Annotated in this window: 21 protein-coding genes and 1 pseudogene; 11 read left to right on the top strand and 11 right to left on the bottom strand. The window is 74.0% G+C overall.

Annotated features, from left to right (window positions below):
* Positions 1–8: 8 nt before the first annotated feature.
* Positions 9–986 carry a prolyl aminopeptidase gene (gene pip / locus AB0K92_RS25600; RefSeq protein WP_365926511.1) on the top strand — a complete coding sequence of 326 codons (978 nt, stop codon included), beginning with the start codon at positions 9–11 and terminating at the stop codon, positions 984–986.
* Positions 987–1,052: 66 nt separating this feature from the next.
* On the opposite strand, the gene AB0K92_RS25595 is transcribed toward pip, so the two are convergent.
* From AB0K92_RS25595 to AB0K92_RS25585, 3 genes are read right to left on the bottom strand one after another with little or no spacing between them, the layout of a single operon-like run.
* Positions 1,053–1,559, bottom strand: coding sequence for a GNAT family N-acetyltransferase (locus AB0K92_RS25595; protein ID WP_365926509.1), 507 nt, complete (start codon positions 1,557–1,559; stop codon positions 1,053–1,055).
* A complete protein-coding gene (locus AB0K92_RS25590; protein ID WP_365926507.1) occupies positions 1,556–2,065 on the bottom strand; it encodes a RidA family protein in 510 nt (169 codons plus the stop codon). Before AB0K92_RS25590 ends, AB0K92_RS25595 begins: the two co-directional genes overlap by 4 nt.
* Positions 2,066–2,102: 37 nt before the next feature.
* Positions 2,103–2,567 (bottom strand): hypothetical protein, encoded by a 465-nt coding sequence (locus AB0K92_RS25585; protein WP_365926505.1) that lies wholly within the window; start codon positions 2,565–2,567, stop codon positions 2,103–2,105.
* Between the two features lie 306 nt (positions 2,568–2,873).
* Between AB0K92_RS25585 and AB0K92_RS25580 the strand changes: the two genes are divergently transcribed.
* On the top strand, positions 2,874–3,662 hold the full coding sequence (locus AB0K92_RS25580; RefSeq protein WP_365926503.1) for a nucleotidyltransferase domain-containing protein: 789 nt from the start codon (positions 2,874–2,876) through the stop codon (positions 3,660–3,662).
* Between the two features lie 174 nt (positions 3,663–3,836).
* On the top strand, positions 3,837–5,738 hold the full coding sequence (locus tag AB0K92_RS25575) for an FUSC family protein (RefSeq protein WP_365926537.1): 1,902 nt from the start codon (positions 3,837–3,839) through the stop codon (positions 5,736–5,738).
* Positions 5,739–5,887: 149 nt separating this feature from the next.
* On the opposite strand, the gene AB0K92_RS25570 is transcribed toward AB0K92_RS25575, so the two are convergent.
* Positions 5,888–6,826 (bottom strand): endonuclease/exonuclease/phosphatase family protein, encoded by a 939-nt coding sequence (locus tag AB0K92_RS25570; protein WP_365926501.1) that lies wholly within the window; start codon positions 6,824–6,826, stop codon positions 5,888–5,890.
* Positions 6,827–6,964: 138 nt separating this feature from the next.
* Between AB0K92_RS25570 and AB0K92_RS25565 the strand changes: the two genes are divergently transcribed.
* Positions 6,965–8,521 carry an amidohydrolase gene (locus AB0K92_RS25565; protein WP_365926499.1) on the top strand — a complete coding sequence of 519 codons (1,557 nt, stop codon included), beginning with the start codon at positions 6,965–6,967 and terminating at the stop codon, positions 8,519–8,521.
* 447 nt (positions 8,522–8,968) lie between these two features.
* Positions 8,969–9,151 carry a hypothetical protein gene (locus AB0K92_RS25560; RefSeq protein ID WP_365926497.1) on the top strand — a complete coding sequence of 61 codons (183 nt, stop codon included), beginning with the start codon at positions 8,969–8,971 and terminating at the stop codon, positions 9,149–9,151.
* A gap of 202 nt (positions 9,152–9,353) precedes the next feature.
* Here AB0K92_RS25560 and AB0K92_RS25555 read toward each other — a convergent pair whose 3' ends face one another.
* Both AB0K92_RS25555 and AB0K92_RS25550 read right to left on the bottom strand, forming a co-directional pair.
* Entirely contained in the window at positions 9,354–9,782 is a 429-nt protein-coding gene (locus AB0K92_RS25555; protein ID WP_365926495.1) for a hypothetical protein, read from the bottom strand.
* Entirely contained in the window at positions 9,779–10,543 is a 765-nt protein-coding gene (locus AB0K92_RS25550; RefSeq protein ID WP_365926493.1) for an ATP-binding protein, read from the bottom strand. The genes AB0K92_RS25555 and AB0K92_RS25550 overlap by 4 nt, the downstream gene beginning before the upstream one ends.
* Positions 10,544–10,812: 269 nt before the next feature.
* Between AB0K92_RS25550 and AB0K92_RS25545 the strand changes: the two genes are divergently transcribed.
* The 3 genes from AB0K92_RS25545 (at position 10,813) to AB0K92_RS25535 (ending at position 12,951) form a co-directional block, all read left to right on the top strand.
* On the top strand, positions 10,813–11,673 hold the full coding sequence (locus tag AB0K92_RS25545) for a helix-turn-helix transcriptional regulator (protein WP_365926491.1): 861 nt from the start codon (positions 10,813–10,815) through the stop codon (positions 11,671–11,673).
* Positions 11,673–11,948, top strand: a complete 276-nt coding sequence (locus AB0K92_RS25540; protein WP_043499903.1) for a DUF397 domain-containing protein — start codon at positions 11,673–11,675, stop codon at positions 11,946–11,948. Before AB0K92_RS25545 ends, AB0K92_RS25540 begins: the two co-directional genes overlap by 1 nt.
* A gap of 190 nt (positions 11,949–12,138) precedes the next feature.
* Positions 12,139–12,951 carry an SAM-dependent methyltransferase gene (locus AB0K92_RS25535; RefSeq protein WP_365926489.1) on the top strand — a complete coding sequence of 271 codons (813 nt, stop codon included), beginning with the start codon at positions 12,139–12,141 and terminating at the stop codon, positions 12,949–12,951.
* A 109-nt stretch (positions 12,952–13,060) separates the two neighbouring features.
* Here the strand turns inward: AB0K92_RS25535 and AB0K92_RS25530 are convergent, their stop codons facing one another.
* Positions 13,061–14,572 carry a PLP-dependent aminotransferase family protein gene (locus AB0K92_RS25530; RefSeq protein ID WP_365926487.1) on the bottom strand — a complete coding sequence of 504 codons (1,512 nt, stop codon included), beginning with the start codon at positions 14,570–14,572 and terminating at the stop codon, positions 13,061–13,063.
* A 46-nt stretch (positions 14,573–14,618) separates the two neighbouring features.
* On the opposite strand from AB0K92_RS25530, the gene AB0K92_RS25525 reads away from it, so the two are divergent.
* Positions 14,619–15,149 (top strand): carboxymuconolactone decarboxylase family protein, encoded by a 531-nt coding sequence (locus AB0K92_RS25525; RefSeq protein ID WP_365926485.1) that lies wholly within the window; start codon positions 14,619–14,621, stop codon positions 15,147–15,149.
* Positions 15,150–15,463: 314 nt separating this feature from the next.
* Here the strand turns inward: AB0K92_RS25525 and AB0K92_RS25520 are convergent.
* The 3 genes and pseudogenes from AB0K92_RS25520 to AB0K92_RS25510 form a co-directional block, all read right to left on the bottom strand.
* Positions 15,464–16,950, bottom strand: a pseudogene (locus AB0K92_RS25520) (glutamate synthase subunit beta).
* 196 nt (positions 16,951–17,146) lie between these two features.
* Entirely contained in the window at positions 17,147–17,626 is a 480-nt protein-coding gene (locus AB0K92_RS25515; RefSeq protein WP_365926483.1) for an anthrone oxygenase family protein, read from the bottom strand.
* Between the two features lie 294 nt (positions 17,627–17,920).
* Positions 17,921–18,619, bottom strand: a complete 699-nt coding sequence (locus AB0K92_RS25510; RefSeq protein WP_365926481.1) for a DUF2293 domain-containing protein — start codon at positions 18,617–18,619, stop codon at positions 17,921–17,923.
* A gap of 168 nt (positions 18,620–18,787) precedes the next feature.
* Between AB0K92_RS25510 and AB0K92_RS25505 the strand changes: the two genes are divergently transcribed.
* Together AB0K92_RS25505 and AB0K92_RS25500 are read left to right on the top strand one after the other, a co-directional pair.
* A complete protein-coding gene (locus AB0K92_RS25505; protein ID WP_365926479.1) occupies positions 18,788–19,429 on the top strand; it encodes a uridine kinase in 642 nt (213 codons plus the stop codon).
* Positions 19,430–19,627: 198 nt separating this feature from the next.
* The gene (locus AB0K92_RS25500) at positions 19,628–20,047 is read left to right on the top strand and encodes a CBS domain-containing protein (RefSeq protein ID WP_365926477.1); all 420 of its coding nucleotides are present in this window, start codon (positions 19,628–19,630) and stop codon (positions 20,045–20,047) included.
* Positions 20,048–20,167: 120 nt separating this feature from the next.
* Here AB0K92_RS25500 and AB0K92_RS25495 read toward each other — a convergent pair whose 3' ends face one another.
* Positions 20,168–21,295 (bottom strand): magnesium and cobalt transport protein CorA, encoded by a 1,128-nt coding sequence (locus tag AB0K92_RS25495; RefSeq protein WP_365926475.1) that lies wholly within the window; start codon positions 21,293–21,295, stop codon positions 20,168–20,170.
* Between the last annotated feature and the right edge of the window lie 162 nt (positions 21,296–21,457).

Here is a 21,457-nt window from a genome sequence, read left to right as displayed (position 1 = left end):
GTGCCCGGATGCCTCTCTACCCGGAGACCGAACCGTACGACCACGGCATGCTCGACGTCGGTGACGGCAACCGCGTCTCCTGGGAGACCAGCGGCAACCCGCACGGCAAGCCCGCGCTGGTGCTGCACGGCGGGCCCGGCTCCGGCAGCCTCCCCTCCTTCCGGCGCCTCTTCGACCCCGCCGCCTACCGGATCGTCCAGCTCGACCAGCGCGGTTGCGGGCGCTCGACGCCGCACGCGAGCGCGTACGAGACCGACATGAGCGTCAACACGACGGCGCACGTGATGGCGGACCTGGAGCTGCTGCGCCGCCACCTCGGGATCGAGCGATGGCTGGTGTGGGGCGGGTCGTGGGGCTCGGTGCTGGGGCTGCGGTACGCGCAGACACACCCCGGAGTGGTCTCCGAACTGGTGCTCACCGGGATCGCCACCGGGTCCAATCCCGAAGTGGCGCTGATGACCAGAGGCTTGGGCAAGATCTTCCCGGAGGCCTTCGCACGCTTCGTGGCGCTGGTGCCCGAGGACCAGCGGGACGGCAACCTCGCGGCGGCCTACAACCGGCTGCTGGAGTCCCCGGACCCGCGCGTGCGGGAACGGGCGGCGCGCGGCTGGACCGACTGGGAGACGGCGATCGTCCCCGCCCCGCCGCGCTCGGTGGAACGCTACGAGGACCCGGTGTTCCGCATGGGCTTCGCCCGCACCGTGACGCACTACTGGGGCAACGACCACTTCCTCGGCGACGGCAACGACGAGGGGGTCGTCCTGCGCGACGCCCACCTGCTGAAGGGCATCCCCGGCATCATGGTCCAGGGCGCTCTCGACTTCGGGAACCTGCTCGGCGTCTCCTGGCGCCTGCACCAGGCCTGGCCCGGCAGCGAACTGCGGATCGTGGACGAGGCCGGGCACAGCGCGGGCGCGCCCGGCATCGCGGATCTGCTGGTCGAGGCGACGGACGTGTACGCCCGGCACCGGGGTGTCCGGCACTAGGGCGCCCGGTTCCAGGGTGCCCAGCACCAGGGTCTCCGGCGACAGAGGCCGACGGCAGAGGCAAGGTCACGCCTCATCCGAGGACGCCCGTTCCGTACGCGCCTGATACGCCTGATCAGGGCGCCAGACATACCGCACGTCCGGCTCCCGCTCCTCGTTCCCGCTGCCGTCCGTCCACTCGACGGCGACGAAACCGTGACGCTCGTAGAAGCGGTGGGCGGGTGTGTTGACCTGGAAGGTCCACAGGTCCAGGCCGCGCGGCCGGCGCTCCTTGGCGAGGGCGACGAACCGGTCACCGAGACCGTGGCCGCGCCAGTCGGGGGCGAGGTAGAGCTGGGACAGCTCCGCCTCGTCGAGCACCATGACCCCGACGAGTCCGGTCCCGTCCGCGGTCTCGGCCACCCAGGTCTCCTGCCGGGGCACCACGACCGCCCGGAACCAGTCGCGGACCTCGTCGTCGGAGTGCGCCCGCACGACACCCGGCAGCGCGGCGGTGAAGGACCGCAGCCATACGTCGGCGGCGGGGCGGGCGTCGGCCGGGGCGGCCCGGCGCAGAACGACGGCCGGCGTCACGGCCGTATCTCCCCGGAGACCCGCGCCTCACCGGAGACCCGCGCCTCACCGGAGACCTGTGCCTCGCCGGAGACCCGTGCCTCTGCCGGTGCCCGGGTGTCCGTGTGCTCCGGGACGACGGCGGTGGCGGTGATCTCCACCAGCTGACCGGTGTAGCCGAGGCAGGCCACGCCGATCAGGGTCGACGAGTGCGGTCCGGTGCTCAGCCCGGACGCCTCCACCACGTCCCACACGCGGGAGAGGACCGACGGTTCGTCGCTCACCACGTACACGTCGGTCGCCACGACATGCGTCAGATCACTTCCCACGGCCGCCAGTTGACGCTCCAGATTGGCCATCACCTGCCGTGCCTGCCGGACCGGGTCGCCCTCGCCGACGAGCTTCCCCTCGGCATCGAGCGGGACGGACCCGGCGAGGAAGGCCAGCTTGGCGCCGGCCTCGACGACGGAGGCGTGCGCATAGCGCGGGGGTGGGAAGAGTTCGGGGACGGTGACGCGCTGGATCACGAGCGCTCCTGAGCCGGTCGGGACTTACGGCGGGTGATCAGTCGATCATCCAGGCGTCGGGACGCGCCCGCACCCGAATTCGGCCCGCGCAGCGGCGCCGCCGGGCGTCGTCCTTGCCGAGGCCCGCCGTGCCGGGGCGACGACGCGTTCGCCGCCTGCGCAGCGCCGTCGTCCGCGCCTCGGCGGTGCGCCGGGCCGCGGCGGCAGCGATGGCCCGGAACTCGTCGCCGCGCTCGGCGGCTTCGACGCGCTCGACGCGATACAGGCGGATCTGCCGGGCCGTTCGGAACAGCGGGTGGGGGCGCAGCAGATCGGGCTCACCGAGGAGCCTGCGGACCAGGGCGGCGGTCCAACCGCGCGCCCGCAGCCCGGCCATGGACAGATGCGTCCGGGTCTGCCGCCCCGGCTGGGGCCGCCGCGCTTCCCGGACCTGCCGGGCCCGTCCGGCGCGCTGCGGTTCGCCGTCCCGAGGCGTGTCCTGCGGCGGCGGCGTCGTCATCATCACTGTTCCCCCTGTCGTCATCACCCTGCGTGACGTACGACTTCATTGATAACGCGCCCCACTGACAATCGAGTCCGGCGAGCGGTACGGGCTGCTGACCGTCGTGCGGGGGCCCCCGACCCGACATGCGGGGACTGAGGCAGAGGAAAGACAGGGCGGACCCCCGAAATCCGGTGCGAAACCGCATCCCCGCGCGTAACCTGCCCCCCTCGCTGTCCCTTCGGTGCGGCCGCAGGCCCCAGCCCGACAGCAGCCAGGCCGCCGCACCAGGTACGCACGACGTATGACGACCGCCCGGAGCCGCCCATGCCCGCCCTCACCGACGCCGCCTTCCTCGACTTCCTCGCCGACCACCTCGCCGCCCTCCCCACCGTCCAGGCCGTCTCCCTCGGCGGCTCCCGCGCGCAGGGCACCCACCGCGCCGACAGCGACTGGGACGTCGGCATCTACTACCGGGGCCCCTTCGACCCCGCCGACCTGCGCGCGCTGGGCTGGGAGGGCGAGGTGTCCGAGATCGGCGGCTGGGGCGGGGGCGTGTTCAACGGCGGCGGCTGGCTGACCGTGGACGGCCGGCGCGTGGACGTCCACTACCGGGACCTCGACGTGGTGGAACACGAGATGGCGGAGGCCGAGCAGGGCCGGTTCCACATCGAACCGCTCCTCTTCCACCTCGCCGGCATCCCCAGCTACCTGATCGTCGCCGAACTCGCCGTCAACCAGCCCCTGCGCGGCACCCCGCCCCGCCCCGCGCGCTACCCCGACCGGCTCCGCCGCGCCGCCACCGACCGCTGGCACGGCCTCGCCCGCGCCACCCTCGCCTACGCCGAGGCCAACCACGCCCCCGCCACCCGCCACACCGAACTGGCCGGCGCCCTCGCCGTCGCCGCGACCCAGACGGCCCACGCCGTACTCGCGGCCGCGGGCGAGTGGGTGACCAACGAGAAACGTCTGCTGGAGCGAGCGGGATTGCGAGAGGTGGACCACATCATCGCGTCGCTGGGAGCGGCGAACGCGGACGCCATGATCGAGGCGGTCGGAAGGGCGGCAGCACTCTTCGACGCGCGCGTGCAGGAGGCTCGGGCCACGAGCGCATGAGGCGCGGATCCGCCTCGCAGAGTCCGTCACCCACCCGACCGTCACACCCCCGAAACACGCCCGTCCCACCCCCTCCAACAACGGCCCCTACCGTGGGCAGCACACTCACCGCCCGGCCACCGTCGCCCGAAGGCACATCCCGCCCTCGTCTCGGCAGGAGCCCTGTTGTCTCGTCTGTTCCGCCTGTTCCGCCCTTCCCGTGTATTCCGCCCGTTCCGGCGGCCGGCGGTCGCGCTGCCCGCCTGGCTCGCCCACGCGTTGCGGGCTCAGCGGGGGCCCGTGGTGTGGGGTGCGGTGGGGCGGGGGGCGCTGGCGGCGGGGCCGTTGGTGGCGGGGGCGCTGGTGGTGGGGCGGGGGTCCGCCGGGGTGGTGGCGGCCATCGCGGCGATGCTCGCGGGGATCAACGACCGGCCCGGGAGCAGGCGGGCCGCCGTGAAGCGGCTCGGGGTGCCGGCGCTGGCCGGGGCGGCCGGGATGGTGGCCGGGACGTACGCGGGGGAGTTCGGCGGGGCGGTCACGCTGACGGTGGTGATGGCTTTGCTGGGGCTGCTCGCGGGGTGTGTCAGTGCCGTGGGGCCCGTGGCGTCGGCGGCCGGCACGCAGGTGCTCGTCGCCTGCGCCGTGGGCGCCGGGATGCCGCTGCCCGAACCGGGATGGGTGCGGGGGCTCGTGTTCCTCGGCGGGGCCGGGTGGCTGCTGGTGCTGCGGCTGGTGCTGCCGTCGCCGGGCGCGTTCGCCGGGGACTACCGCTTCGACGGGGAGCGCAGCGCCATCGCGGGGGTGTACGACGCCGTCGCCGATCTGCTGGAGGCCGTGGGCGGACCGCGGGCCACCGCCCGGCGCGCCGCGCTCACCGCCGCCCTCGACCACGCCCAGGACGCCCTCGCCGGACCCCGGCTGCGGCGGTACGCCGGGTCGGGCGCCGAGCGGCGGCTGCACGCGCAGTACGCCGCCGCGCTCCCCCTCGCCGAGGCCGCCACCGCGCTCGCCTGGGCCGCGGAACCGGTCTCCGCGCGGGCCGCCGAGGCGCCCCGGCGGCTCGCCGCCGCCGTCCGCCGCGCCACGCACACGGGACCGCTGCCCGCCCCCTCGCGCTCCGCGCCCGCCCTGCGGGCCCTGGACGACGCGCTGCTGCGGGCCGCCGAGGCCTTCGACCGGGGCGACGGCGACGCCCCGCACCGCCGTCGGCGCACCGCGCGGCAGCTGCTGCGCGTGGCGTTCGGGACGGGCGGCCGGGAGTACGGGACGCGGGTAGCCCTGTCCTTCGGGGCCGCCGCGGCCGTGGCGCAGGCGTTCCACCACGTCCACTGGTACTGGCTGCCCGCCACCGCCGTGTTCCTCGTCAAGCCCGACCTGGGGCCGCTCGCCTCACGGGTGCTGTGCCGGGCCGCGGGGACCGTCCTCGGGGCACTGCTGTTCGCCGGACTCGCCGGGGTGCTGCCCCAGCCCGCCGGGCTGGTCGCGGTCGTCACGGTCAGCGGGGCGCTGATCCCGGTCGCCACCCGGCACTTCGCCGCGCAGACCGCCGTCGTTACCGTGCTCGTGCTCGCCCTGGTGATGCTCGGCGGCGAACCGCAGGCCTCCGCGAGCCGGATCGCCGAGACCCTGCTGGCCTGCGCGATCGTCCTGATCGTCGGGCATCTGCCGATGCCGGGGGAGCGCGGCGGCGGGGTACGTGCCCGGCTCGCGGCGGCCGGCGGGGCCGCGCACGCCTACCTCACCCACGTCCTGACCGGCTCCGCCGACCGGCCCGCGCGGTGGGTGCTGCGCCGCGAGGCCTATCGCGCCCTCGCCGAGGCCCGTACGGCCATCGCCGTGGCCTCCGCCGAACTGCCCGCCCTCGCCCGGCACACCGAGGGCGCGGACCGGGTGGCGGCCCTGCTGGAACGGTTCGTCGACACCGTGACCGCCTGCGCCGTGCACCTGGACGACACCGGACGGCTCACCCCGCTCCACGTCCACCGGCTCGACCGGCTCCTCGGCGACCTGGAGACAGCCGACGGCCTCGGGGTTCTGGACGGCCTCTGTGGCCAGCGCGGCCGGCTCCGCGCGGCCGCCCTGCCTCTCGCCGGATAGCCGGGAAAGCCGGACGGCTGGCCGGGAGACCCGGACGGCTGGCCGGGAGACCCGGACGGCTGGCCGGGAGACCCGGGCAACTGGTCGGAAAGCCGGACAGCCGTCGGACGGGAGCCGACGGACGGCTCGGGGCCGACCGGTCGGTGACCCTAGTCGACCCGCACCCACACCGGCGCGTGGTCCGAGCCCGCAGCGTCCCGGCGGCCGGCCGGGTCCTCGCTCACCGAGGGCAGCCGGGGAGCGGTCTCGGCGGGCAGTCCGGTGCCCGCGACCGCGATCCGGCGGGCCAAGCGGTGGCTGACGAGGACGTGGTCGATCAGTTCCGGGCGTCCGGAGTTGATCCGCGAGTAGCACTGTCCGGCCGGAATGAGCGGGGCCACGTTCCACAGCCGGGCCGCGTCTCCCCGGTCGGCCCGGTCGAACCCGGGCGTGCCGATCTCCGAACCGGGCGGCCCGAGCAAGAGCTGGGTGGTCCCGGCCTGCACCTCGTCGTTCAGGTCGCCCAGCACCACCACGTCCCGTTCCCGGCCGTCGCCCGCCAGCAGCGTGTCGGCCAGGGCGCGCAGCGCCGCCGCCTCGCAGGCCCGGCGGTGCAGCGCGTAGACGCCGTAGCGGGCGCGTTCGCCCTCGTCGTGCGGGTGGAAACGGTTCACCGGGTACGACAGCAGCTTGGACTTCAGGTGCGCGACCGCGGCGCACACGCCCTCCGTCTCCACGGCCAGCAGGCCCCGCCCGGCCGCCTCGGTGGTCTGCCCCGTGTCGTCCGTCTGCACGGGACGCAGCATGTCCGGGAAGGCCGTCGTGTCGGCCAGCAGGCGCAGGGGCGTACGGCTGAGGAAGCCGACGCGTATGCCCCGGCTGTCGGGATGGGTGGAGACCGCGGTGTGCCACTCGCCGTCCAGCATGCCGACCAGGTCGGCCAGCGCGACCGGCTCGCCGATCTCCTGCACCCCGAGCAGGTCCGGGTCCAGCTCGGTGATCACGGCGGCGAGGGAGGCGAGCTTGGCCTCGTACGCGGTCTGGTCGCGCGGGCCGAACAGCCCGCCGGGCCGGTAGAGGTTCTCCAGATTCCAGGTGCCCACGAGCATGCCGGGCTCCTTTCGCAGAGCCGGGTGGCGGGTTGTGGTGAGGCCAGGGTGGCTGCCCGGGCCGCCCCACGACAGGGACCGGAACCGGATGCGCGATCCGGCTCACGTCGCGGTACCACCCCGCCGTACGTTGGCGTGATGACGACTTCTCCCGCCGACCTCATCATCACGGGATGCACCGCACTTGTGCATGTCGAAGGCCGGGCCGACCACGAGCGGATCGCGTTCCGCGACGACACCGCGATCGTCGTGCGCGACGGCGTCATCACTGCCGTCACCGGCACCGCGCAGGTCACCGGGGTGCCGGCCGCCGAGCGCATCGACGCGCGCGGGCAGGTCGCGCTGCCCGGACTGATCAACTGCCACACGCACGCGCCGATGGCCGCGCTGCGCGGCGTCGCCGAGGATCTGCCCACCGAGGAGTGGTTCAACGACGTCGTCTGGCCCGTCGAGTCCAACCTCACCGCGCGGGACGTCGAACTCGGCGCCCGGCTGGCCTGCGCGGAGATGATCCGGGGCGGGGTGACCTGCTTCGCGGACCACTACTTCCGCATGGACACGGTCGCCGCCGTCGTCGCGGAGTGCGGCCTGCGCGCCCAGTTGGGCCAGGTCTTCTTCTCGTCCCAGGGACCGCGGGGCCGGGAGGACTCGCTGGAGTTCGCGCTACGGCACCGGGGCGGCGCCGGCGGCCGGATCACCACCGCCCTCGCCCCGCACGCCCCCTACACGGTCGACGACGCCGACCTCGCCCGCACCGCCCGGCTGGCCCGCGAGCACGGACTGCCGGTGCACCTGCACGCCGCCGAGAACCGCGACCAGACCGAGGCAAGCCTCACCCGGCACGGCGTCACCCCGATCGAGGTCCTGGAGCGCACCGGCCTCCTCGGCGCCGACGCGCGCGACGCGCCCGACGCGCGCCACGTGCCCCAGCCGCCGGAGGCGTCCCACGCGCCCCCAACGCTCCACGCGCCGGACGCGCTCCACGCGCCGGACGCGCTCCACGCGCCGGACGCGCCCCACCCGCCGGACCTGCCCCACGCGCCCGCCGCGCCCGCCGTGCCCGCCGTGCCCGCCGCGCCCGTCGAGGTGCTGATCGCGCACGGCACCGGCATCATCGAACGCGACCTGCCCGTCCTGGAACGGGCCGCCGGGCGGGTCGCCGTCGCCACCGCACCGCGCGGGTACCTGAAATTCGCCTGGCCCACCACCACGCCGGTACGGGCCCTGCGCGCGGCCGGCGTTCCCGTGGGGCTCGCCACGGACGGCGCCGCCTCCAACAACTCCCTCGACGTGTGGGAGTCCATGGCGCTCACCGCCCTCGTCCAGAAGTCCGCCGAGGGCGACCCGCGCTGGCTGACCTCCCGTCAGGCCCTGCACCACGCCACGCTCCAGAGCGCCCGCGCGGTCGGTCTCGACGGCGTCGTCGGTTCCCTCGCGCCGGGACACCGCGCGGACATCGTCCTCGCCGATCTGACCGGCCCGCACACCCAGCCCGTCCACGACCTCGCCGCGACCCTGGTGCACAGCGCCCGCTCCTCCGACGTGCGCACCACGATCGTCGACGGCCGCGTCCTGATGCGCGACCGCGAGCTGCTGACCCTGGACGTGGCCTCCGTCGTACGGGAGTTGGGGGAGCGGCTGCCCACGCTCCTCGACCGCGGGCACGGTCGACGGGTCCAGCGGTACGACACCTGACGGGAACGTACGTACGACACCCGGCGCGAGACGACGTACGGCCCGCGGCGGTGAGCGACGCACGACGACCCCCCGGCGCGGCCCCGACCGGAGAAATCTCCTGCCCGCGCGATGAGTGGAGAAGGCACTCACGCGCGCGGGAGGCGCTCGACGCGCAGCGGAGCGGGCTGCCGATGGCGAAGGTGCCCCCGGCCGGCAGGAAGCGTGGGAGGAACCGAAGGGGCGTGCGTCGGCCTTCGGGGCGCCTGTGGGCGATGAGGCAGTCCGGTATCACGACCAGTGCGGGGAGAGACACGCCGAGTAGCCGAAACCACCCGTTTGCCGAGACTTGCCTCACGCACTGCCGTGAACGAGTGTCAACTAGGTCTCAGTCCCGTCACCGAACGAGGCGTTTATCTGTCGCCAGGCGTTAACTCATACAGGTACGACGCTTTCTGGAGGTGCAGGGTGAACGGGCGAATGGTGCTCGAGCGCTTTCCCGCCGGCGGTCCGCGTGGATCGTGGCCGGCCGAGGAGTTCGCACACGCGCGACGTCTGGAGGGCATGCCGGCGGAGGTCGTCATGGACCTCTCGACGGATACGTTTCTGGTGATCGTCCGCGAGCCCGTCCCTGCGGAGGTGGCAGCGTGACCGCGCGGGGTGCGGTGACTGCACTGCCGGGTGACCGCGCCGGGTGCGGTGACTGTGCTGCCGGGTGACCGCGCGAAGTGCGGCGAGCCCGTCACCGGGTGACCGCGCGTGAGCCCTCGGCCCCCTGGCGCGGCGAAGTCGCTCGGTCGGCCGAAGGGGATCGTGAGTCCCCGCGGTGCCTGCCGAAGCCGGTGCTGTCGTGCTACGCGCTGACCACCTGCGACCACGTCGGCGTGGTGCCCGTGAGCTGGCACAGGGCGAGGTAGAGCGGGATCGGCGGGGTGTACGGAAGCTCGCCGTCCGGTCGGTGGATCAGGCGCGGTGCGTCGGAGGTGATCGCGTCGACCGTGTACCGCGCGGGCGCGGGCCACTCCAGGGCGTAGTCGGAGTCCGACGGGACGAGCCACCACCAGTGGGTGTCGTCGGCGTAGACGCATCCCACGCGGGGCAGCCGGGGCAGGACCTGTGGCCCGAAGCGGGCGGGCATCGCGACGGCGTCGCAGCCCAGCGGGGCGGTCATGCCGTCCGGGACGGACAGCGGGCGGGGCGAGCCCGGCGTGTGCAGGTCGCGCCGGAGGCGGACCAGCGTGTCCAGGCTGCGCACCCGCCCGCCGCCGGACGCGGGTGTCACACGCCCCCCCAGGCGTGGCCGCGTCCGAACGGGGGGACTCCCGGGTCCCCCGTTCGCCGGTATGGCGTGTGGCGCGCACGTGTGCGCTCCGGAGCGGCCGGGGTACGGCCGCGGCCGCGTCCCTCGGACGGCAGCAGATCCTGCGCCTCCGTCTCCTCCTCCTCGCCGGGGCCGCCGTCCGTACGGCCCGGCTTGGGAGGGGCGCCCCAGCCCAGGTCCGCGCGCGGGGCCTGTGCCTGGCGGGGCAGCTCGGCCCAGACGAGCAGACCGGGACCGTGTTCCTGGGCGCCCCAGGCATGGCTGAGCGCGTCGACGAGAAACAGTCCCCTCCCGTGCTCCTCGTCGGCCCGCTGCGGGGAGGGGCAGGGTTCACCCGGTGCGCACCCCTGGTCGCGCACGGCTATGCGCACCAGGTCGTCGCCGTCGTGCAGCTCGCAGACGACGACGTCGCTCGCGGTGTGCACTATGGCGTTGGTGACCAGCTCGGACACCACCAAGGCGGCCGAGTCGCAGGTGTCCTCGCAGACCGACCAGTGGGTCAGCCGGGCCCGGGTGAGGCGTCTGGCCTGCGCGGCGGAGCCCGGATGTGCGGCCAGTTCGAAGCGGAACCGGCGCTCGGCGGCGCCCTGGGAGGGAACGGCTTCCTCGCCCGCTCTCGACCCGGCTGGTCGAACGGGGACATCGCCATCGCCACCGAGGCCGAGAGGCCGGCCTGCGGCGGAGTCTGTTCCTAAGGGCGCGGACGGAATCACGCTTGCCACTATCTCCCCGGCGCGGACACTTGGCAAGCGTCACTCTGAAAATTGCAGAGTGCCGTATGACTCTCTGAACGGTCATGGCACACTGCTCGCAACAGCACGTCGCGCGGCGCCACTTGGGATCGCCGAGGGTCCGCCCACCTGATTCCGGCTGTTTTCGGCCGTTTGAGGTGGGTTTCGACCGGCCAGTCGAGCCGGCCGGGACGGACCCTCGCACGGGTCTTCGAATGGCGCCGCCGGGCTGTCCGGAAACCCTTGACTGGAGGTGGAGCGTGAGCGAGCCGCGGTCCGCACCGACGGTGGGCCAGGTCGTCCTCGGCCGGCGCCTGCTGGACCTGCGGGAGCGCGCCGGGCTCAAGCGTGAGGACGCCGCTCGCGTCCTCCACGTCGCGCCCGCCACGGTCCGCCGCATGGAGACAGCCGAGGTCGCCCTCAAGATCCCGTACGTCCAGCTGCTCCTGAAGGCCTACGGCGTCCCCGAGGACGAGGCCGAGTCCTTCGTGCGGCTCGTCGAGGAGGCCAACCAGCCCGGCTGGTGGCAGCGGTTCCACGACATCCTGCCCGGCTGGTTCTCGATGTACGTCAGCCTGGAGGGCGCCGCCAGCCTCATCCGCAGCTACGAACCGCACTTCGTCCCCGGCCTGCTCCAGACCGAGGACTACGCGCGCGGGGTCCTGACCTCCGGAGCCGTCGGCCAGACCCGGCCGGAGGACATCGAGCGGCATGTCGCCCTGCGCATGCAACGCCAGGAACTGCTCACCCGTCCCGACGCCCCGCGCCTGTGGATGGTGATGGACGAGACGGCCCTGCGCCGCCCGGTCGGCGGCCCGGAGGTGATGCGCGCGCAGATCGACAAGCTGCTCGAGGCCACGAAGCTGCCCCATGTGACGTTGCAGGTCATCCCGTTCTCCACGGGGCCGCATCCCGGCACCTACGGGCCGTTCGTGCTGTTCCGATTCGCCATGCCCGAACTTCCGGACATGGTCTACAGCGAGTACCTGACCGGCGCCGTCTACCTCGACGCGCGCGCCGAGGTGGCGACCCACCTGGAGGTCATGGACCGCATGGCGGCGCAGGCCGCCACGGCACAACGCACGAAGGAGATCCTGCGGGATCTCCGCAAGGAGCTGTAATGGATCGCATCACGTCCCAACCCCAGCCGAGAGTCCGCGCGGAGCGGATCTACAACGGCATGCCCGCGCGGGAGCTGGGCAGCGAGGGCTGGCACAAGCCGTGGAGCGGTGGCAACGGGGGCAACTGCCTGGAGGCGATGAAGCTCGCCGACGGCCGGATCGCCGTCCGGCAGTCCACCGACCCCGACGGGCCGGCGCTGATCTACACCACCGACGAGATGACGGCGTTCATCGAGGGGGCCAAGGCGGGGGTGGCGGACTTCCTGCTGTCGTGAGCCGGCCCCGGTGGCCTGATTGCTTTTCAGCTTCTGTCTTGCGTCTCTGTCTCTGTCTCTGTCTATTTCTATCTGTTTTCTGTCTGTCTCTGCGTGACGTCTCTGCTCGGCTCGCCTTCACGGACCGGTACGAGAACTTGAATACTCAGTGCGGCGCCCGGTGCGCCGCCGGACGCTTACGGAGTGCCGTATGACCGGGCAGGACCCTGCCGGTGCCATCCGGATCGACACCGCCAAGCCGCATCCCGCGCGGATGTACGACTGGTATCTCGGCGGCAAGGACAACTACCCCGTCGACGAGGAGATGGGCCGGCAGATGCTGGCCCTCGATCCGCGCGTGCCGGTGATGGCGCGCGTCAACCGCGCGTTCATGCACCGGGCCACCCGCTGGCTCGTCGGGCAGGGCGTACGGCAGTTCCTGGACGTCGGCTCCGGCATCCCGACCGAGCCGAACCTCCATCAGATCGCCCAGGGCATCGCACCCGACAGCCGGGTCGTCTACTGCGACAACGACCCGATCGTGCTCGCCCACGCGGCGGCCCTGCTGCGCGGTACCCCGGAGGGTGCCACCGAGTACCTCCAGGCGGACGTGCGCGATCCGGACGCCATCCTGGAAGGCGCCAGGAAGGTCCTGGACTTCGGCCGGCCGGTGGCGCTCTGCCTGGTCGCGCTGCTGCACTTCGTCCCCGACGAGGACGGCGCGCACGACCTGGTGCGGCGCCTGCTGGCCGAACTGCCCTCCGGCAGCCACCTGGTGATCACCCATGCCACCGCCGACTTCACCCCGGAGGAGTCGGCCGCGGCGACCGCCAAGCTCAAGGCGGCGGGGGTGACGCTGGCGCTGCGCTCCCGCGCGGAGTTCACCCGCTTCTTCGACGGCCTCGACCTCGTCGAGCCCGGCGTCGCCGTGGTCAACGAGTGGCGACCGGAACTGGGTGAGCCGGTTGCGGGGGAGGAGGACGGGGTGATCCCGGGGTACGGGGCGGTGGGGCGCAAGCCCTAGGAGACGGGCGCGGGTGCGGGCGTGAGCGCGGGCGGGGGAGGGCCGCCGTGCACGTCCTGTGCCGGAGAGGGCGCCTGGACGCCCCTCCCGCGCCTCCGCCCCCGTCGCGTCAAGGCGGCGGCAGCACCCCGCACAGCGCGTCCAGCGCCGCGCCGTACGCGTGCTCCGACGGCGTCGCGTACCCCACGACCAGACCGTCCGGCGCGTCCATCGGGGCCTCCGGGTGGCGGAACGCGGCCAGGCCGTCGAGGGCGATGCCCTGCCACGCGGCGGCCTTGACGGCGGACGGCTCGGTGTCCGGCGGCAGCCGCAGCACCGCGTGGAGCCCCGCCGCGACACCGGTGACCTCGATGTGCGGGGCCCGCTCGGCGAGCGCGGCGACGAGCCGGTCCCGACGGCCGCGGTACCGCTGCCGCATCCGGCGCACATGACGGTCGTACGACCCGCAGGCGAGGAAGTCGGCGAGGCTCAGCTGGTCGAGCACGCTCGCCCAGCCCTCCCGCTCGCCCTTGGCCGCGAGGACCCCCTCGACGTACCGCTCCGGCAGCACCAGCCAGCCCAGCCGCACCGCCGGCGACAGGCTCTTGCTGACCGAGCCGAGGTAGATCACCCGCTCCGGGTCCAGGCCCTGCACCGCGCCGACGGGCTTGCGGTCGTAGCGGAACTCCCCGTCGTAGTCGTCCTCCAGGACCACGCCTCCACGCGCGCGTGCCCAGTCGACCACGGCGGCCCGGCGGGTGGGGTGCAGCGGGCCGCCGGTCGGGAACTGGTGCGCGGGCGTGAGCAGAACGGCCCGCTCGCCCGCCAGCAGATCGACCCGGGCGCCGTCCTCATCGAGGGGCAACGGGACCGTGCGGACGCCTCCGGCGGACAGCAGGCCGCGGTGGAAGCCGAGCCCGTACGACTCGACGGCCAGCGGGCCGCGGAGGACGGACGGGGCCCCGCTGTGGCCGTTCGGGTGGAACAGCAGCCGCAGCGCGTGAGCGAAACCCGAGCAGATCACGATCCGGTCCGGCTCGGTGCGTACCCCGCGTGCCCGTGCCAGGTACTCCGTCAGCGCCTCGCGCAGCTCCCGGCGCCCCGCCGGATCGCCGGGCCCGAACACCTCGTTGGGCGCCTGCTGCAGGGCCCTGCGGTAGGAGGCCAGCCAGGCCGCGCGGGGGAACGCCGACGCGTCCGGGGTGCCCTGGCGCAGGTCGTGTCGGGGCCCACGCGCGCGTGGAGGTGCTTTTCGGGGCACGCGCGCGGCGCGGTTCGCGGTGCCGTTGCTCGCGGTGCCGTTCCTCGCGGTGCGGTTCGCAGCGCGGTGCGTACCGCGGTTCGCGGTGCGGTTGAGGGGTTCGGCGCGTTCGGCGACCCGCGTGCCGGACCCCTGACGGGCGGTCAGCCAGCCCTCGGCGACGAGTTCCGCGTACGCGTCGGCCACCGTGTTCCGCGCCACGCCGAGGTCGGCGGCGAGCGAACGGTAGGGCGGCAGCCGGGTGCCCGGCGCGAGCCGGCCGCTGCGCACGGCCTCGCGCAGCGCGCGGATGAGCGCGGCCCGCCGCCCGCCCGGTCCCGACAGCTCCAGGTGCAGGTCGGCACCGATCCGCTCCGCCTGATTGACCCACGAATCAGCCATGGAAATGCACCCTACAGCCGGTCTTTGCGGACCGTAGCGTGAAGCCATGACGACGAACGCGACACGGACGAACCCCACCGGCGCCCCGACCCTCCCGGCCCCCCGGCCCCTGCCCGAGAAGCGCCCCCGCCTGGACTTCGCGCGGTCCGCCCCGAAGGCCTTCCGCGCCCTCGTCGGCTTCGACGCCGCCGCCCGCGCGGGGCTCGATCCGGCTCTGGTCGAACTGATCCAGATCCGCGCCTCCCACCTCAACCACTGCGCGTACTGCCTCCACATGCACACCGGCGACGCGCGCCGGGCCGGCGAGAGCGAGGAACGGCTGCACATGGTCGCCGTGTGGCGCGAGGCCCGGCACTTCTTCACCGAGCGCGAGCAGGCCGCCCTGGCTTTGACGGAGGCCGTCACCCTCGTCGCCGACCACGGCGTCCCCGACGAGGTCTACGCGGAGGCCGCCGCCCACTTCGACGAGGAGGAACTCGCCCAGGTCATCGCGCTCGTCCTCACCATCAACACCTGGAACCGGATCGCCCTGGCCACGGCCAAGACGGCGGGCACGGACGAACGCGGCCGCCGCTGAGCCGGGCGGCTCCGCGGACGCTGGTCCCGGCGGCCGCCCCAGCCCCGTGGCGCGCTGCCCAGGAGCCGGGGCCAGGCGCCGGGGCCGGGCGCGGGGCCGGACGCCGGATGCAGGCACCCGGGCCGGGCGCCGAAGTCCGACGCCGACGCCGGGGCCGGGCGCCGGATGCAGGCGCCGGGACCGGGGGCCGGATGCAGACGCCGGGCCGGACGCCGGGTCAGACGCCGGGTCAGACGCCGGAGCCAGGCGGCCGCCACCCGGACGCCCGCCCCAGGCGTCGGACTCCGGACGCCGGATCCGGGGCTGCCCGCCCGCTACACGTCCATCGGCCGGTCGTACGGTCCGATGGGTGCCGGCAGCCGGGTGCTGCCCGTCAGGTGGCGGTCGACGGCCGCGGCCACCGCCCGTCCCTCCGCGATCGCCCACACGATCAGCGACTGTCCCCGGGCGGCGTCACCGGCCGCGAACACGCCGGGCACATTGGTCGCGAAGCCCTCGTCGCGCGCGATGGTGCCGCGGGGGTCGAGGGCCAGGCCCAGCTGATCGACGATCCCGTCCTCCCGGTCCGGCCCCGAGAAGCCGAGCGCGAGCAGCACCAGGTCGGCGGGGAGCGTCCGGACGGTCCCCGGCAGCGGGCGGCGCCGCTCGTCCACCTCGACCAAGTGCAGCGCGCGCACCCGCCCGTCCGCGTCGCCCGTCAGGCGCAGCGTCGACGCGGCGAACAGCCGGGCGTCGGCGTCGGCCGCCGGCGCCGTCCGCAGCGCCGCCGCCTCCTCGTGCGCGGCGGACAGCCGGTAGACGCGCGGTACGTGGGCCAGGGCTCGGTGTCCTCGTCCCGCTCGGTGCCCGGCTGCGCGTAGATGTCCAGCTGGGTCACGGACGCGGCACCGTCCCGCACGGCGGTGCCCAGACAGTCGGCCCCCGTGTCCCCGCCGCCGACGATCACCACGTGCTTCCCGGCGGCGGACAGCGGGGACGTCTCCAGATCGCCCGCGCACACCCGGTTGGCCAGCGGCAGGTACTCCATCGCCTGGTGCACCCCGGCCAGCTCCCGCCCCGGCACCGGCAGCTCCCGCCACGCCGTGGCCCCGGTGGCGATCACCACCGCGTCGTAGCGGGCCCGCAGCCCGGCCGCGTCGACGTCCCGCCCGACCGCCGTCGAGGTGCGGAACCTCGTCCCCTCGGCCCGCATCTGCTCCAGCCGCCGCTCCAGATGGTGCTTCTCCATCTTGAACTCGGGGATGCCGTACCGCATCAGGCCGCCGAGCCGGTCGTCCTTCTCGTACACCGCGACCGTGTGCCCCGCCCGGGTCAGCTGCTGGGCGGCGGCCAGGCCGGTGGGGCCCGAGCCGATGACCGCCACCGTCCGCCCGGACAGCCGGTCCGGCGGGCACGGCGGCGCCCACCCCTCCTCCCAGGCACGGTCCGCGATCGCGCACTCCACGTTCTTGATGGTCACGGCCGGCTGGTTGATCGCGAGCACACACCCCGCCTCGCACGGCGCCGGACACAACCGGCCGGTGAACTCGGGGAAGTTGTTCGTCGCGTGCAGCCGGTCCGCCGCCGAGCGCCAGTCGGCCCGCGCGACCAGGTCGTTCCACTCCGGGATCAGGTTCCCCAGCGGACAGGCGTGGTGGCAGAACGGGACACCGCAGTCCATGCACCGGTCCGCCTGCTCGCCGATGATGGGCAGCAGCGCTCCCGGAACGTACACCTCGTGCCAGTCCCGCACCCGTTCCCCGACGGGTCGGCGGGGCCACTCCTCGCGGGGCGTGGTCATGAATCCCTTGGGATCGGCCATGGCCGGCTCCCCAGCTTCCCGGCGTACGTCCTCGCGCACGCGTGCGGCGGCCGTGCGTCCTCGCCGGCACTTTTCGGACACGGACACGATACGTCCCCTTTGCCGCCCCCGCAGGGACTCGGAATGTCGGGCCGTCGAACCGTCGAACCGTCGGGCTGTGGGGCCGTCGGGCCGTCGGGCCGTCGCGGTGCGTCAGTCAGGTCAGCGCGAGGACGTAGGCGAGCGCGGCGGCGGCCGAGGCGACGGTGCGCACGTGGTTCCACGCCGTCCACTCCCGCACGTACGACGACCAGTACGCGGCGGCCTCCGCCGTACCCGGTTCCAGCCGCGCCAACGCGTCGTTGCGCGGCACGTTCGCCACCACGGTGACCCCGAACGAGCCGACCAGATACGACCCGCTGCCCAGCAGCAGCTCCACCGCCCCCTCGTCCGGCCACACGACGAACGTCACGACCGCTGTCACCGCGCACAGCACCGCCGAGCCGAGGAAGACGGCCATGAAGGCCGGCCGCACGGCCGCCACGTTCACCGCCCGCATCGCGGCGGCACCCTGCGCGGGCGGCAACGCGGCCAGCCCGCGCATCACGAACGTGGAGAACGCGCAGAAGACACCGGCCACCAGGCCGGTCCCGAGCACCCCCAGCACCACCAGCAGGAAGTACGGACCGTCGATCATGTCGCCCTCGTCTCCCCTCTCCGACCATCGGCCGCGTGGTGCCGCCTCCGCCGTCCCGGCCAGTCAATCCCGCCCCGGCCGCCCGCGACCATGCCCGAACGCCGCACGCGCATAAGCGAACGTCCAGCCACGGGTCCGTGAGCGATCGGCCGGCCCACGTGTCCATGAGCGATCGACCGGGGGGCCGTACCTCCCTGCCTGAGCCGGTGTCCAATGCCGCGCCGGGCCCCCGCCCCCTCCCCGCCCCCCCGCCCCCTCCCCGCCCTCCCCTCCGCCCCGCCCCGCCCCGTCGCGTCACCTGGCAGACTCGGTCTCCGCCTCCCGCCACGCCCGCAGCACCGTCTCCACGGCCGCCGCGATCCGCTGCCGCGCCTCGTGCCGGGGCACCCCGCTCATGAGGAGCCGGTCGTACGGCGTGTCCACATGCCGTACGGAGGCCACGACCGCCGAGGTCACCGCACCCTCGGACAGGGCCCGTCCCGCCGCGCTGCGGCCCACCCGCCCGCTGCCCCGCACCGAGGCGTGGGCGGCGATCTCCCGCGCCCGCTCCGCCGGACATCCGGGGAAGAGCCGCCGTATCGCGGTGGCGAACGCCTCGGTGAACCGCGCGTCCTGCTCCGTACGCCGCCGCGCGTCCCGCATGCGCCGGCGGCGCCGCGCCTCCGCGTCCGCCAGACAGCGCCGCTCGGCTTGGGCGAGCCCCGCCGCCTCGACCAGGACGCCCTGCCGCTCGTAGCGCCCCTTGCGCCGGTTGAACCGTACGACCACCACCGACAGCCCGCTCTCCTCCCGTGCCCGGCGGGTCAGCGCCGTGTCGCCGCGCGGCAGGAACACCAGATGCCCGAGGTCGGCGCAGTCCAGACAGCGCGGCACCCCGTCCTCCAGGACGAGCATCGGCAGCGGCCCGCGCCGGCACGCGGCACACCGCTTGCGCCTGAGCGGCTGGACGGCGAGAAGCCCCGCACCGGCCGGGGGAGTTGCGGGTACGGCCATATCCGGTTCATGCCCTCGCCCCTCCGGTGTCTATCCGCGGCCTGCGCCCGCACCCCCCTCCCCCCGGCTCCCCGCCCGTCTGCGCGCGGAGCGCGATGGCGCGGCCGACCGGGCGTTGCCCACCCGGGCGATGCCCACCCGGGCCCGCCGACCGCGCGCTGCCGCATCATGGGCGGTGTGCGACTCGAACCGATCACCTGGGACCGGCTCGGCGATCTGCTGGCCGAGCGGCTGCTGGACCTGAAGCCGGGCGACGGCGGCGCCTGGCCGCGCGTCGCCATCGACGGCGCCCCGGCGGCCCGGCCCGGGGACCTCGCCGACCGGGTCCACGAGGCGTTGCGGCTGCGCGGCCGGCCCTCCCTGGTGGTGAGTACGGAGGGCTTTCTGCGTCCCGCCTCGCTCCGGCTGGAGCACGGCCACCGGGACGTGGACACCTACTACGACGGCTGGTTCGACACCGGAGCCCTGTGGCGCGAGGTCTTCGGCCCCCTGGAACCCGGCGGCGACGGCCGTGTCCTGCCCGACCTGTGGGACCCGGTCACCGACCGCGCCACCCGCAGCCCTTACGTCCGACTCCCGCCCGGCGGCGTGCTGTTGCTGCACGGCCCCCTCCTCCTTCGGCACTGGTTCCCCTTCGACCTGACCGTCCATCTCCTCCTCTCACCGGGCGCCCTGCGCCGCCGCACCCCCGAGGCCGACCACTGGACCCTCCCCGCCTTCGAGCGCTACGACGAGGAGATCGACCCGGCCGGCACGGCCGACGTGCTGGTGCGCACGGACGACCCGCGCCGCCCGGCCTGGCGGGGCTGAACGGCGAGACCCTGGTCCCAGGGCCCTCGTCCCGGGACCCTCGTCCTGGGGCCCTCGTCCCGGGGCCCTCGTCCCGGGGCCCTGGTCCAGGGGCCCTGCTCCGGGTGCGGGTGCCGGTCCGCGCGGTCAGAATGAAGTGCGCCGGGACCAGCGGTGCCTCCTGCGCCGCGCCGGCCGTCCGGCACCGGGAGGTACCTCATGACCACTGCCGGAGACATCATGCACCGCGGTGCCCAGTGGATCCCCGCCCACGAGACCCTGGACCGCGCCGCCCAGCTGATGCGCGAACTCGGCGTCGGCGCCCTGCCCATCAGTGACGAGAACGAACGCCTCTGCGGCATCCTCACCGACCGTGACATCGTCGTCGGCTGCGTGGCGGTGGGCCACGACCCGGCCAAGGTAACCGCGGGCGAGATGGCCCAGGGCACGCCGCGCTGGATCGAGGCGGACGCCGACATCAGCGAGGTGCTGCGGGAGATGGAGGACCACCAGATCCGCCGGCTGCCCGTCATCGACAACAAACGCCTCGTCGGCATGATCAGCGAGGCCGACCTGGTCCGCCATCTGCCGGAAGACCAGATCGCGGAGTGGGCCGAGCGGGTCTACGCGAGGAACTGACCGCCGCGCCGGTCCCGCTGCCGCGGCGACCGGTGACCGCGACCGGCGCCTGGCGATCGGTGACCGCGACCGACGGCCGGCACCCCCCGCCCGCAGCTCCCGCGCACGCAGCTCCCGCGCTCAGAGCCAGCCGTTGCGCCGGAAGCCGCGGTACAGCGTCAGACACGCCAGCGATATGACACCGATGACCATGCCGTAGCCGTACCGCCAGTGCAGTTCCGGCATGTGGTCGAAGTTCATGCCGTACATGCCGCACACCATCGTCGGCACGGCGACGATCGCCGCCCACGCCGTGATCTTCCGCATGTCCTCGTTCTGCGCGACCGTGACCTGCGCGAGGTGCGCCTGGAGGATCGAGTTGAGCAGTTCGTCGAAGGCGGCGATCTGCTCGGCGGCGCGCAGCTGGTGGTCGGAGACGTCGCGGAAGTACGCCTGTATCTCCGGGTCCACCACCCGTATGGGAAGGCCGGCCAGGTCCTGCAGCGGCCGGCCCAGCGGGACCACGGCCCGCTTCAGCTCCAGCAGCTCCCGCTTGAGCTGGTACATACGACCGGGATCGGCCCGCGCCCCGTGCTCCGCGAAGACGTCCGTCTCGACCTGGTCGATGTCCTCCTGCACCGCCTCGATGACGTGCAGATAGTCGTCGACGACGTTGTCCGCGATCGCGTGCAGCACCGCCGAGGGGCCCTTGGAGAGCTGGTCGGGCCGGGACTCCAGATCCTCGCGCAGCGGACCCAGCGAGCCGTGCCGGCCATGGCGCACGGTGATCACGAAGTCCTCGCCGACGAACACCATGATCTCGCCGGTGTCCACGACCTCGCTGGTGGCCGTCAGCTCCTCGTGCTCCACGTAGCAGACCGTCTTGAACACGGCGAACAGCGTCTCGTCGTACCGCTCCACCTTCGGACGCTGATGGGCCTCGATCGCGTCCTCCACCGCGAGCGGATGCAGGTCGAAGAGTTCGGCGACGCCCGCGAATTCCTCGTCCGTCGGCTCGTGCAGGCCGAGCCAGACGAAACCGTGGCCGCTCTTGCGGACCCGACGCACGGCGTCGTCCAGGTCGCCGCCCAGGGGAACCCGGACGCCGTCCTCGTATGCCACGCAGTTGACGACCGAGGAGCCCAGCGGGGAGCGGGCGGGGTGGCTCAGGTCGACGCGCGGGCGCCGCCGGGCCAGCCGTGCCACTCTGCGGAGGCCGCCGACCCTGCCGAGGCTCGTCACCTTCCGCAGATTCCCTGCCATGGACATCTGGATCTCCTTGCGTGGACCCTCACGTCGCGTTTCCGCGCTTTCGCGCCAGTGTGCCAGGGGCGCGAGCAGGGCGGGGAAGCCTGGGGAAGGCATGGGTTCCGTTTTGTTCCCGCCTGTGGACAACGGGACTTCGGGTACCGCCGGAGCGTCGCCCACTCT

The organism is Streptomyces sp. NPDC052687 (genome assembly GCF_040678395.1).
In the GTDB taxonomy this organism is placed as follows: Bacteria; Actinomycetota; Actinomycetes; order Streptomycetales; family Streptomycetaceae; genus Streptomyces.
Note: the sequence above shows the minus strand (reverse complement) of the source record. Positions and strands in the feature narration are given on the sequence as shown.